General features: G+C 66.1%; 12 protein-coding genes. 3 read left to right on the forward strand and 9 right to left on the reverse strand.

Annotated elements, in window-relative coordinates; translation table 11 throughout:
• The first annotated feature begins 1 nt into the window (after nucleotide 1).
• Genes V4558_15370 through V4558_15380 form a run of 3 tightly spaced genes read left to right on the forward strand, consistent with a single transcriptional unit; the run spans nucleotide 2 to nucleotide 2,168 of the window.
• Nucleotides 2-316, forward strand: coding sequence for a helix-turn-helix transcriptional regulator (locus V4558_15370; protein ID MES2306882.1), 315 nt, complete (start codon nucleotides 2-4; stop codon nucleotides 314-316).
• Entirely contained in the window at nucleotides 313-789 is a 477-nt protein-coding gene (locus tag V4558_15375) for a hypothetical protein (GenBank protein MES2306883.1), read from the forward strand. The genes V4558_15370 and V4558_15375 overlap by 4 nt, the downstream gene beginning before the upstream one ends.
• Nucleotides 789-2,168 (forward strand): hypothetical protein, encoded by a 1,380-nt coding sequence (locus V4558_15380; protein ID MES2306884.1) that lies wholly within the window; start codon nucleotides 789-791, stop codon nucleotides 2,166-2,168. The genes V4558_15375 and V4558_15380 overlap by 1 nt, the downstream gene beginning before the upstream one ends.
• Here V4558_15380 and V4558_15385 read toward each other — a convergent pair whose 3' ends face one another.
• The 9 genes from V4558_15385 to pstS form a co-directional block, all read right to left on the reverse strand.
• Nucleotides 2,169-3,515, reverse strand: coding sequence for a hypothetical protein (locus tag V4558_15385; GenBank protein ID MES2306885.1), 1,347 nt, complete (start codon nucleotides 3,513-3,515; stop codon nucleotides 2,169-2,171). It lies immediately after the preceding gene.
• A 61-nt stretch (nucleotides 3,516-3,576) separates the two neighbouring features.
• Nucleotides 3,577-5,121, reverse strand: coding sequence for a Ppx/GppA phosphatase family protein (locus V4558_15390; GenBank protein ID MES2306886.1), 1,545 nt, complete (start codon nucleotides 5,119-5,121; stop codon nucleotides 3,577-3,579).
• Complete coding sequence (gene phoU, locus V4558_15395) at nucleotides 5,118-5,807, reverse strand: phosphate signaling complex protein PhoU (protein ID MES2306887.1); 690 nt, start codon at nucleotides 5,805-5,807, stop codon at nucleotides 5,118-5,120. Before phoU ends, V4558_15390 begins: the two co-directional genes overlap by 4 nt.
• Nucleotides 5,804-6,643 (reverse strand): phosphate ABC transporter ATP-binding protein PstB, encoded by an 840-nt coding sequence (gene pstB / locus V4558_15400; GenBank protein ID MES2306888.1) that lies wholly within the window; start codon nucleotides 6,641-6,643, stop codon nucleotides 5,804-5,806. The genes phoU and pstB (V4558_15400) overlap by 4 nt, the downstream gene beginning before the upstream one ends.
• Nucleotides 6,640-7,362, reverse strand: a complete 723-nt coding sequence (gene pstB / locus V4558_15405; protein ID MES2306889.1) for a phosphate ABC transporter ATP-binding protein PstB — start codon at nucleotides 7,360-7,362, stop codon at nucleotides 6,640-6,642. The genes pstB (V4558_15400) and pstB (V4558_15405) overlap by 4 nt, the downstream gene beginning before the upstream one ends.
• A gap of 37 nt (nucleotides 7,363-7,399) precedes the next feature.
• The gene (gene pstA / locus V4558_15410; GenBank protein MES2306890.1) at nucleotides 7,400-8,245 is read right to left on the reverse strand and encodes a phosphate ABC transporter permease PstA; all 846 of its coding nucleotides are present in this window, start codon (nucleotides 8,243-8,245) and stop codon (nucleotides 7,400-7,402) included.
• Nucleotides 8,242-9,234: a phosphate ABC transporter permease subunit PstC gene (gene pstC / locus V4558_15415; protein ID MES2306891.1), complete on the reverse strand. Its 993-nt coding sequence runs from the start codon at nucleotides 9,232-9,234 to the stop codon at nucleotides 8,242-8,244. The genes pstA and pstC overlap by 4 nt, the downstream gene beginning before the upstream one ends.
• 63 nt (nucleotides 9,235-9,297) lie before the next feature.
• Entirely contained in the window at nucleotides 9,298-11,565 is a 2,268-nt protein-coding gene (locus tag V4558_15420; GenBank protein MES2306892.1) for a transferrin receptor-like dimerization domain-containing protein, read from the reverse strand.
• Between the two features lie 101 nt (nucleotides 11,566-11,666).
• Nucleotides 11,667-12,719 carry a phosphate ABC transporter substrate-binding protein PstS gene (gene pstS / locus V4558_15425; GenBank protein MES2306893.1) on the reverse strand — a complete coding sequence of 351 codons (1,053 nt, stop codon included), beginning with the start codon at nucleotides 12,717-12,719 and terminating at the stop codon, nucleotides 11,667-11,669.
• Nucleotides 12,720-12,722 lie beyond the last annotated feature (3 nt).

Here is a 12,722-nt window from a genome sequence, read left to right on the forward strand (position 1 = left end):
TATGGATCGTCTCGGATCGTTTGAAGAGCTGGTGCTCATCGTCGTCGGCCGGCAGGCCGGCGAGGGGTATGCCGTCACCATCCAGGACGCGCTGGAGTGCGAGTGCCACGAGGAGATCTCGCTCGGCGCGGTCTACGCCACGCTCGATCGACTCGAGCAGAAGAAGCTGCTGCGCTCCTCGGTCGGCGGTGCGACGTCCGAACGCGGCGGTCGCCGGAAGCGCTACTTCGAACTGACGGCGCCCGGCGCCGCGGCCCTGCGCCAGATGCAGGAGATCCGAGCCCGGCTCCACGCCGGCTCGGCGATTCGCGCATGAGGATCCGCCGGGAATCCGTGCTCCGATGGCTCATTGATCCCAGTTATCTCGAAGAGATTCTTGGCGACCTGACAGAGTCGCGCGGCACGCGGACCGGAGTCTCCCATCTCCGGGACGTCCTCAGTGTGTGCGTTCGTCAGTCGCGACTCCGGACAATCCCCCGATCGCTGGCGCTGCCGCTGGTCGCGGCCATTGCCGCACTATTCCTGCTGGCGAACCCGGCGCCGATCCGGACCGTGCTCGCGGCCGACGATGCCGGGCCGTTCTCCATTCGTTTCGCGGGCCGGGAAGTCGTCGGTGCCACCCTCGCGGGGAACAGGGTGCCGCCTGACAGGATCGTGCGTCACGGAGAGACGCTGATCCTTCGCGATGCCCGTGGCGGGGAGGCGCTGCGACTTCGCATCCTTGGTGCATCGAATTTCACTTGGCAGGGTCGCGCGGCCCCGCGTGACTCCTTGAGGCAACCGCTCTGATGATCACTCCACTCCGCAGCGTCCTCCGTCTCCTCCCTGTGGCAGTCTCGGTTTCCGCGCTGGCGGCACAGGCGCCAGGAGACTCGACGCTGCTCGCCTGGCCCCGGGCGGTCGAACAAACCGTCCAGCTGCGGTTGCGCACCGATGCGGGGAAACTGTGGGGGGCTCGCCTTGATTCTGTTCCGCTCTTCCTCGTAGCCGACCAGCGCGCGCTCCTTTCGGCCGATCCCCGGAGCGAGGGTTTCACCACCGGCGCCGACGGGTGGTGGGCGGGCGCGCTCCCGACCGGACTCGTCGTGGCGAACACTGCCGTTGCCTGGGCGGGGCGCACCTGGGCGATGATGATGCTCCCCCTCGCTTCCGATGCGATGGCCTCGAGCCGGCTGGTCATCCACGAGCGATGGCACGTGATTCAGCCGCGCATCCTGCCGTTGCCGGCATACAACCAGTTCGATCCCGGGGCAGAACTGCTGGATCAGCCTGATGGTCGAATCTGGCTCCGACTCGAGTGGGCCGCATTGGTCGCCGCGCTCGATGCGCGTCCGGGGAGCATGGCGGAACGCGCAGCGGTCAAGGCCGCGCTGACGTTCCGGGCCATGCGCTACAGCAGGGCCACCGCAGGAGAACGCCTCAGAGAGCGGCTCCTCGACCTCGGCGAAGGAATGGCCGAATACACCGGTTGGAAACTCAGCGGAAACAGCGCGGCGGAACTGAGCCAGGTATTGCGCACGCGTGCGCCCGCGAGCCGTAGCTTTGGTCGGTCCTTTGCCTACTTCACCGGGCCGGGGTACGGCTACCTGCTCGACCGCCATGCCTCCGGGTGGCGAACGGCACTGCGGACGCGGCTGGATCTCCAGACGCTCCTCGCCGCGACGCTCGGTCGTGACGGAACGAATGTGGCCGACTGGTTGCAGGGAGCCGGCAACCAGGTCAAGCTCGCCGCAGCGTCCGAACAATTGGGAAGAGCGTACGGGCTGGAGCAGATCCGCCGGGAGGAGAACGACCGCTGGGCTGAAATGTCACGCAAGATCGGCGAACTTCGCGAGCGCTTCCTGAAGGGCCCGACTCTCAGGATTCCGGTCGGTGGAATGGGATTCGCCTTCGATCCAACCAACTCAACTTCGCTGGGCGCTGACGGCACGGTGTACGGTTACGTCGAATGGAAGGGTGCCGATGGTGCTATCCTCAGCTCGGAAGGCGGGACCTTCGCCAATGCTGCGCGCAACGAACTTCGTGTTTCGGTCGACAGCGCGAAGTTCACGACAGGCGTACTGCCCGAAACGACGCGATGGGCCGGCGCAGGCTGGTCGCTCACGCTGCCGGCGGGGTGGCGCGTGGAAGCGGCGGGGGCGTCGTGGTTACTGACGCCCCCGAAGTAGTCAGCAGCGCGGCGCCTTCGCCAGTTTCGTCGCTGGCGCGAGCCCCGGCACCGGCAACTTCCGCAGCATCTGCGGCTCGAAGGCACCCTGCGGGGTGCCTTCTCCGTTGTAGTTGTTCCACGAGGTATTGGCCACATACAGCAGCGCACCGCTCAACACCACGCCGAGACTCGGCTCGGCTTCGCCACCGGGGCGATCGAGCACTCGCAGTGCCTCAACCGCAGTGCCATCATCGTTGAGTGAGAGCTCCACCACCCGCGTTGGTGTGACGCCGTTCTGAATGGCGATGAGTCGTCCGGTCCCGGCCCAGTACAATCCATCGAGCCCAAGCGTCACGAGGCGGGGGTCGGCGCGCACCGCTGTCACAGTGTTGCTGCCCAGGTCAATCCGATAGAGGCCAGTGGTCCAGTCGGCGACCCAGGCGGTGCAGCCGGTGGGCGAGAAGGCGATCCCTTGCAGGTTGCGCCAATCACGATGCGTTGCTGCAATCGAGGTCATGCCACCCTCGAGCGTCGCGCGATAGATGTGCGGCTGACAGGAGTCGGACGCGTACGCAGCGCCGTTGGGCGCCAGGATCACATCGCCGAGGCAGTGCGGCTCGGTGGCCGGAAGCTTCCAGCGGCCGAGCATGATTCCGCTGTCGAGGTGATAGGCACGCAGCTCCGACTTGCCGCTGTCGGCGCCGGTGCCGCCCTCCTGCTCCTTCATCGCCGAGGTGGTGAGCCAGAGCACGCGCTGCGCCGCATCGGCCGCCATCCCGAAAACGGCGTACAGTTTGGGTTCAGCCATTCCGATGAAATCGCTGACGTTCCCCGTGGCATCGACGGCGACGACCTTGCGCAAACGGATGCTGGAGACAAAGCGGCGGCCAGTGCGCGGATCAAACGCAACGCCCTCCGCGTGGTGGAACGACGGCGGCAGCGTTACCGATACGCTGCTTGCCGTGATCGGCGCCAGTGCCTCCAGCGCGCGACGAGACAGCGCCTGGAATCGCGGCAACGCGGCCAGCGCACCCCAGCCGGAATCGGCAGGGGTCCAGTCGAATCCCATCTCGGTCACGATGTCGAGCGCATCGAGCGCTGCATCGGGGTGCCCCGTGGCTGCCGCGACGCGTGCGAGGTAGCGCACGTAGCTCCCCTGGCGTGGCCACGCAGCGGCCGTCGCGACCGCGCCCTGGAACGCTGCGGCGGTATCACCGCGGCCAAAGGCCAAGCGGGAGTCGCGATAGAACTTGCGGGCAGCGTCGGCCGAATCAGCGCGCTGAGCGGACAGGTGTGCGGTGGCGCCGGAAGCGGCGACGAGGAGCAGGAGCGCGAACGCTCGACCGGCTCGAAGGAAGAGTGCCATCCCCCGAAATTATCGCGGTGATGGCCAGAGGATGTCTGGCTCTTGTCAGAACCAGGGTGGTTCAGAAGCCCGGCGAAACCACCACGTCGAGTCCGAGCGCCTTCGCCAGCACGTCGCTCTTCCGGTCGGCTCCCCAGACCTCGAGGGAGATGTCGGCGTCCTGGAGCCGTGGGTAGGCGCGGACCAGCAACTGATCGTCTATCAGGGTGGTGGTCACCCGCTCGACGCTTGCCGTGTGACCACGATCGAGCCCATCGGCGAGGCGCAGCAGGCCACTGACACGGCGAACGATCGCCTGATCGGCCTCGGAGAGCCGGGCGAACTCCTCGTGCTTCCGGCTTGGTCCGCTCTTCCGATGGTAGCGCGAGATCAGCGCGACGAGTGCCCGGTCGCGCGCTCCCAGGCCGATCCGCTCGGCGTGCGTGATCAGCTGGAACGAGTGTTTGTGATGCTTGCGGTACGAGACCAGCTGCCCGACATCGTGAAGCAGTGCCGCCGCTTCGAGCAGCCACCGCTCCTCGGGCGTGCAGCCGAGCTGCTCGGCGAGCTGATCGTAGAGCGCGAGGGCAAGGACCCGGACCTGCTCCACATGCCGACGGTCGCCACGGCAACGATCCACGAACTCGCGGATCATCTTGACCGGATCGGCCGGCTTCGCAGGCTCGCTCGCGCCCACCATCTCGAGCAACAGCCCCTCGCGCAGGCCGTAGGCGCTGACGGTGAGTTCGGTCGCATCGACCATCGACAGCAGTTCCGCGGTGACCGCGAGACCGGCGAGAATAATGTCGGCACGCTGCGGGTTGAGCCCCGGCACGGCGGCACGTTCGGCCACGCTCTTGGTGGCCAGCCACTCGAGCAGTGACTCCACCTCACCAGTGCTGACAGTGGTGCCGTGTACGGCTTCGCCCAGGTGACCACGGCGTGCCGCAACCATCCGCCCGAGGTTGGTGAACGAGCCACCGGAGCCGATCAGGCGCGCCTGCACCCAGTCACGCCAGGGCAGCGCCTTCTTGAGCGTGCTGCGCACCGATTTCCGGAGCGCATTGACGGCCTTGCGGGAATCCTTCCGGCCATTGAGCTGCGCTTCGGTGAGTCGCACGGCACCGAGCGGCAGCGACGTCGTGACCTCCACCAGCCCGTCGACCGCGCCGACAAGTTCGAGCGAGCCACCGCCGATATCGGCCACCAGCGTCCGCTCATCGTCGAGGCGGAAGTGATGTGCCACCGACCGCCACGAGAGCTGTGCCTCGCGGTCTTCACCGATGATCTCGAGCGGAATTGCGAGCTCGCGACGAATGCGCTCGGCGAATTCGAGCCCATTGCTCGCCTCACGCATCGCCGACGTGGCCACGGCCGCGAGCCGAGTGACCCCGCGCCGCTCGGCCACTCCCTTCATCCGTCGCAACGCCTCGAAGGCCCGCTCCATCGCCAGCGGGTCGAGCGTGCCCGTCGCTGCAAGGCCGGTGGCCAGCCGCGGCATATCCTTCACTTCATCGATCACTTGCAGGCCGCCCTCGGGGTCGTACTCTGCCACCAGCAGGCGGATCGAGTTGGACCCGACGTCGATGGCGCCGAGGCGCTCGCGGCCGAGTGCGGGGTTGCTCACGCGGCCGGTTCGCCCCGGTCCTCGGCGTGGTGCTTGATCGACTTTCCTTCGACCAGGAAGACCACGTCTTCGCCGATGTTGGTGGCGAGGTCGGCCACGCGCTCGAGATTGCGCGACACGAGGAAGAGTTCCATCCCGGCGCCGATCATATGCGGATCTTCCATCATGTGTGTGAGGAGGATCCGGAAGACCGAGCCGTGCAGGGCATCGACCTTGTCGTCCCGCCGGCAGACTTCTCGCCCGGCGGCGGCGTCGCCGCGAATGAAGGCCTCGAGCGCATCGGAGAGCATCGCGCGGGCAAGGCGCGCCATTTCGATGATCTCGGGCTCCGGGGCGATCGGCCGGCTCTGCGCCAGCCGTTCGGCCGACTGGGCGATGTTCACGGCGTGGTCACCGACGCGCTCGAGATCGTTCGCGATCTTGAGCGCCGAGGTGAGCATCCGGAGATCGCGCGCCATCGGCTGCTGCAGGGCGAGCAGGTTGATCGACTGTTCCTCGATCTCGACTTCCATCGCGTCGATGACCCGGTCGCCAGCGATGACCTGGCGCGCCTTGGCGATGTCGCGCTCGAGCAGTGCTTCGACGGCGAGGCCCAACGCGGCCTCGGCCTCGCCCGACATCGTCAGCAGGCGCACTTTGACGTGGCTCAGCTGCTCGTGAAAATGGCGATGGGTTTCCCCGCTCATCCGAACCTCCCTGTCAGGTACGCTTCCGTACGCTCGTGCTTCGGCGCCGTGAAGATCTGCTTGGTTGGCCCCATCTCCACCAGCTTGCCGGCATCGAAGAAACCGGTGAGCTCCGAGACGCGGGCCGCCTGCTGCATGTTATGCGTGACGATCACGATCGTGTAGTCACGTTTCAATTCGAAGATCAATTCCTCGACCTTTGCTGTGGCGCCGGGATCGAGCGCGGAGCAGGGCTCGTCCATCAGAAGCACCGATGGCCGGTTGCCGAGGGCCCTGGCGATGCAGAGCCGCTGCTGCTGCCCACCCGAGAGGCCGGTGGCGGGGGTGTCGAGGCGATCCTTCACTTCATCCCAGAGTGCGGCGCGACGCAGGCACTCTTCCACCACATCCGGAATCTCGCTCCGTGGCACCAGGGCGTTGAGCTGCGGGCCGTAGGCAACGTTCTGGTAGATCGTCTTCGGGAACGGATTGGGGCGCTGGAACACCATCCCGACCCGCTGCCGGTGGGCCACGAGGTCGAGCCTGGGATCGTAGACCGACCGCCCTTCCACCAGCATGTCGCCGGTGACGTGTACGTCGGCGATCAGGTCGTTCATCCGGTTGATCGACCGGAGGAAGGTCGACTTGCCGCACCCCGAAGGGCCGATCACTGCGGTGACCGCCTGCTTCGGGATCGTGAACGTCAGGTCGTGCAGGACCTGACGTGCGCCGTACCAGAAAGAGAATGAACGGACATCGACGCACGCATCGGCATCGATTGCCGGGCCGGCGGCTGCCGTGCCACTGCGAGGGGCGCGTACCGGCACCGCGACGCCATCGTCGAGGACTGGGGTCATCCGAACCGTCCCGTGATGTAGGCCTCGGTCTGCTCGTTGGTTGGCGCGGTGAAGATCTGCTTGCTCGCACCGTGCTCGATCATCGTGCCCAGATAGAAGAAGGTGGTGGTGTCGGAGACCCGCGCCGCCTGCTGCATGTTGTGGGTCACGATGATGATCGTGAAATCACGTTTGAGCTCGATCACCAGTTCTTCGATACGCTGAGTGCCCTGCGGATCGAGCGATGCCGTCGGCTCGTCGAGCAGGATCACTTCCGGCTCGGGCGCGATGGTGCGCGCCACGCAGAGCCGCTGCTGCTGCCCGCCGGAGAGCCCGATGGCACTGGTCCGGAGGCGATCCTTGACCTCCTCCCAGAGCGCGGCGCGGCGGAGCGATCGCTCGACGATGGCATCGAGTTCGCTGCGCGGCCGCTTGCCGTCGATCACCAGGCCGGCTGCGACGTTGTCGTAAATCGACATCATCGGAAAGGGGGTTGGCTTCTGGAAAACCATTCCCACCCGACGACGAAGCTGAATCGGGTTGACCCCCGGTGCATAGACGTCATTGCCATCGAGCAGCACGCGCCCCGCGATCCAGCCGCCCTCGGAGATCTCGTGCATCCGGTTGAGGGTGCGCAGGAAGGTCGACTTGCCGCAGCCCGACGGACCGATGAGGGCATGCACCTTGTTGGGGGCGAAGTCGACCGAGACCCCCTTCACGGCGGTGAACTTGCCGTACATCGCGCTCAGCTTGTCGGTCTGCACCCGCGGCACGAGGTCAGCCACCGGACGAGAAACGTTGGCGAGTGGCGAACCGGGCTGCCATGGAGAGCACGAAGACCACGAGGATCAGCACCAGCGCCGTGGCCCAGGCGAACTGATGCCACTCCTCATACGGACCCGACGCGTAGGTGAAGACCACCAGGGGCAGCGCGGCCATCGGCTGATTCGGGTTGAACGAGAGGTACTGACTCCCCAGCGCCGTGAAGAGCAACGGCGCGGTTTCGCCCGCTGCCCGGGCCACCGACAGCAGCGCACCGGTGACGATCCCGGGCAACGCGGTGCGCAGCACGATGGTGAGTGAAGTACGCCAGCGCGAATAGCCCAGCGCGAGCGCGGCTTCCCGCAGTGAGCCAGGCACCAGCTTGATCAGCTCTTCGGTGGTGCGCGTGACCATCGGGACCATCAGAATGGCGAGCGCCACACTTCCTGCGAGTCCGGAGAAGTGTTTCTGCGTCGCGACGATGAAAGTCCAGGCGAAGACGCCGACCACGATCGAGGGCGTGCCGTTCATCACGTCCGACACGAAGCGGGTGACCCAGGCCAGCTTGCTCCCCGGGTATTCCGCGCAGTAGAGCCCGGCCGCAATGCCGACCGGAACACCGATGGCCGAGGCGATGCCCACGATGATGAGCGTGCCGACAATCGCGTGCAGCACCCCGCCGCCCGTTTCGCCTGCAGGCACCGGCGTGTTGGTGAAGAAGGCGACCGAGAGTGATGACGCGCCCTTGACAATCAGCGAGCCGAGGATGAAGAGCAGCGGCAGAATGGCGATGATCACGGCGATCATCATCAAGCCGACCATCAGGTGGCTCTTGCCTCGGCGCCAGGTGCGCGGGTTCACAGCGCCTTGCTCCCGATTGCCGCCCCGCGCGCAACTCGCCAGATGAGCAGGCGGGCCGCAGCATTCACCAGCACCGTGACCAGGAAGAGCAACAGGGCCACATAGGTGAGCGACGAGATGTGCATCTCGGTCGCGGCCTCGGAGAACTCGTTGGCGATCACGGCGGCCATCGAGTAGCCAGGGGCAAAGAGCGATGCGCTGATATCGTGGCGATTGCCGATCAGCATCGTGACAGCCATCGTCTCGCCGAGCGCGCGGCCGAGGCCGAGGATGATGGCGCCGATGATGCCCGACCGCGCGTACGGCACGATCGCGGTGCGTACCGCTTCCCAGCGAGTCGCCCCGAGCGCTAGTGCGGCCTCACGCTGGCTGTTGGGCACCGCCAGCAGCACCGACCGCGACACCGACATGATGAAGGGCATGATCATGATGGTGAGGATCAGGCTCGCCGCGAGCACCGACGGGCCGTAGATGGCACCCTTGAAGATCGGCAGGAAACCGAACATGCCGCGCAGGGCCGGGAAGACGCTCGCCTTGAGCACCGGGATCAGCACGAACACGCCCCAGAGACCGTAGACCACGCTCGGAATCGCCGCGAGCAGCTCGATCACCGTGGCGACCGGCTTGCGAATCGCCTGCGGGGCAAATTCCGTGAGGTAGATCGCTACCCCGAGCGAGAGCGGCACCGCGAGGAGCAGGGCGATGAACGAGGTGAGCAGAGTACCGAAGATCAGCGGGAAGGCGCCGAACTCGCCGGCGACCGGATCCCAGGTGCTGTTGGTGAGGAAGCTGAACCCGAATTTCGACACTGCGAGCCCGGAACCGCGGGCGAGTTCCAGGAAGAGCGCGACCAGCAGCGCAGGAACAATCAGTGCGGCGAGGGTCAACAACCACTTGAAGAGCTGATCTCCTCGCGACGTCCCTGCCAGCGCGGAATCGGTGCTGGCGGGAGCGGGGGTCGGAGCGGTCGGTTTGGCTGGTCCAGTCATCGTGGGTAGGAGGCTACTCTCCCTCCTACCCCAATCGGTCACGGCTTTGTAACGAACGTGTCACTACGGAATCGGTTTCCGGTCGAGAGCCTGCTCCAGCAGGCGCGCCGCCTGGCCGATCATTTCGCTCTCACGTAACAGCGCCGCCGCCACCTTCAGGATCTCGGCATCCGCGAGAGTCCAGTTCTTCTCCTCGATTGCCTCCCGGATTCCCGGCATCGTCTTCACGCCGTAGCCGGTGTAGAAGCCCGGGGCGTAGAGCGAATGGCGATACCACGGCCGTTTCGGGAGCCCCTCGGGGAGCAGCAACAGCTGGTCGCTCTGCCGAAGTAGCGCGTTCACCTGGGCGAGCGCTGCCGGGACGGCGTTCCCGCCCGGCATCCCGGCGTAGGCCTTCTCGAATTTCGCCGCCGCCTGGTCGAGCGCGGTCGCTGCATTCTCGAGTGGGGCGAAGTTGAGCACCGGCGCCGCGGAATCGCCCTTGGGGGGTCGGGTTGGCCGGCGAGGGTCGTTCACCATCGCAAAGGCACCCTCGGCGATCTGCCGGTTCCGCTCCTCGATCTCCTTCGCGCTGTTGTCGCGGAGCTGCTTCACCTCTTTCACGTAGCCACGCGTCGTCTCGGCGAGGTTGCCGAACTCTTCCGGGAGCAGGTCGGCACTCGCAATCCGCATCACCATCGTGCCGGCGGTCTGGGCCAGCGCCTTGCCGTAGACGAATGCCGTGTCGCTGAAGTGCGTGTACCAGTAGAAGGAATCGTAGATCGAGTGATAGATCCCGCCGTCATCCTCGCCGCCGAAGCCGATGTTGAGGGTCGGAATCCCGACGTGCTGCAGGAACGGGGAGAAGTCGGACCCCGAGCCGAGCGCGCCGACGCGCAGGTCGGCGCGGTCGCGGGCTTCGCGGTCGCCACCCACCACGCGTGACGCGCGTTCGCGGACGGCGACAGCCGCGCCGGTCTCCGGATCGGTGATGTCGCGGGCGACCTCATTGGTGAAGCGCTCGAGCCCGTGCGAACCCGCCATACCGAGTGTGCCGCGACCGTTGCCGTCAGTATTGAGGTAGAAGACCGCCTTCTGCCGCAGCTCTGCCTGATGTTGCTCGACCCACTCAGTGGAACCCAGAAGTCCCGGCTCTTCGCCGTCCCAGGCCGCGTAGACAATCGTCCGCTTCGGACGCCACCCCTGCTTCGCGAGCAGGCCGAGCGCTCGCGCCTCTTCGAGTTCCGCGACCATCCCCGAAATCGGGTCTTCGGCGCCGTTGACCCAGCCATCGTGATGGTTGCCGCGGATGACCCACTCATCCGGATAGACACTGCCGGGCAGCTTCGCGATCACATTGTAGAGCGGCTTGAGCGTCCAGTCGAACGCGAGCTTGAGATGCACCTTCGCGCCTTCGCCGCCGATGCGGTAGGTGATCGGGAGGCCACCGCGCCACGATGATGGTGCCACCGGTCCGGTGAGTGCAGCAAGGAGTGGCTGCGCGTCGGCATAGGAAATCGGCAGCACCGGGATCTTCATCAGCGTGGTCGCGTTGGCGCGATCAAGTCGCTTCGCACCGTCAACGGCGCCCACATCGGGTGTCAGCGGATCGCCGGGGTAGGTGGGCATATCCATCACGCTGCCACGCTGGACGCCGTCCTTCGGGCGGAACGGTCCTGCGGGGTAGGTCTCACCCGCGCCGTAGCCATCATCGCGCGGGTCGGAATAGATCAGCGCACCTACGGCACCGTGCTCGTACGCCACCTTCGGTTTGATGCCACGCCACGAGCCACCGTAGCGCGCGATCACGATGGCGCCCTTCACATCGATTCCCTGTCGTTCGAGCGTCTCGTAGTCCGCCGGTACACCGTAGTTCACGTAGACCAGTCGAGCCGTCACATCGCCGTCGGCCGAGTAGGCGTTGTACGTCGGCAGTTGTTCGCTCTTCTGCGAAGTGCTCGGATCCTCTTTCAGCACCGGCTCATCGAGTCTCGCCTTGAAGCTTGTCGGCGAGACCAGCTCGAGCAGCCGCGTCACCGGCGTCGGGAAGAGCACATCGAACCGCTCGATGGTCGCGTCGAAGCCGTACGACGCAAACTGCGCCCGCAACCACTCGGCGTTGTCCTTGTCATAGGGCGAGCCGACGTGGTGCGGACGGAGCGAGAGCCTCCGCATCGCCTCGCGCATCCGTGCCGGTTCCGGGAGCGCGCGGAACTTTCCTTCCCATTCACGCTGGATCTTCGCGTTCGCCGTGGTGAAGCCGCGCAGTGGCGGGTCCTCGCGATGCATGGCGGCGGGAAGGGTGAGCAGCAGGAGGGCAGGGAAGGCAACGGCGCGAAAGCTGATGGTCATCAAGTGCTCGCTGGAGAGGCGGTGGCGGGCGGGGAGCCCACAATGAATCGCCTCAACCGCACCGGGGGGCAAGCGCCCCCCGGGGTCTCATGTCCTGCAACTCAGCTGATTGGCTTGCCCGCGGCCTTCAGCGTCTTGAGGCGCGCATTCACCAGCCCGACTACTTCCTGGGGCAGCGGCGAGTAGAGCAGCGCCTTCGCCATCCCCTGCGCTTCCGGAGAGACCATCCAGGTGAGGAAGTCGCGCATCGCCTTCCCCTTGGTCGCGTCCTTGGTGTTCGGACGGATCAGCAGCCACGTGAACGAGGAGATCGGGTACGACTGCGCGCCCGGGGCGTTCGTGATCGAGACACGGAAGTCGGTGTTCGCCGGGAACTTGGCACTCGCGGCCGCGTTGGTGACGGTCTCGAGCGACGGCTGGACGAAATTGCCCGCGGCATTCTTGACCTGCGCGAACGGCAGCTTGTTGGCCGATGCGTAGATCAGTTCGACGTAGCCCAGTGTCCCCTCGACCTGCTTGACCTGCTGGGTCACGCCCTCGTTCCCCTTGCCGCCCAGCCCGACGGGCCAGTTCACCGCCGTGGCCGACCCGACCTTCTGCTTCCACTCGGGCGAGACCTTGCTGAGGAAGTCGGTGAAGATGTAGCTGGTGCCCGAGCCGTCGGAACGGTGGACCACGATGATGTCGACGTCGGGAAGCTTCACGCCGGGATTCAGCGCGGCGATCCGCTTGTCATCCCACTTGATGATCTTGCCGAGGAAGATGTCGGCGATGGTGGCGCCGTCGAACTTGAGCTGCGTGGCGCCAAGCGACGGGAGGTTCCAGGTCAGGACGACGGCACCCATCACCGTCGGAATGTGGACGACCTGCCCCTGCACGCCGTTCATCTGGTCGACGCTCATCGGACCGTCGGTGGCACCGAAATCCACGGTGCCCTCGGTGTACTGGCGGATGCCGGCACCCGAGCCGACCGACTGGTAGTTGATCTGCGCGCCGGTCTTCTTGTGCCAGGCGTCAAACCACTTGGTGTAGATCGGGTTCGGAAAGGTGGCGCCGGCGCCCGTGAGCGACTGTGCCACCACTGGGGCGGGCTTCTGACAGCCGGCCACAAGGGCAAAGGCGATCAGGTGCGAAACCTTCAGGCGAGACTTCATCGT

This window comes from Gemmatimonadota bacterium (assembly GCA_040388535.1).
Lineage (GTDB): Bacteria > Gemmatimonadota > Gemmatimonadetes > Gemmatimonadales > GWC2-71-9 > Palsa-1233.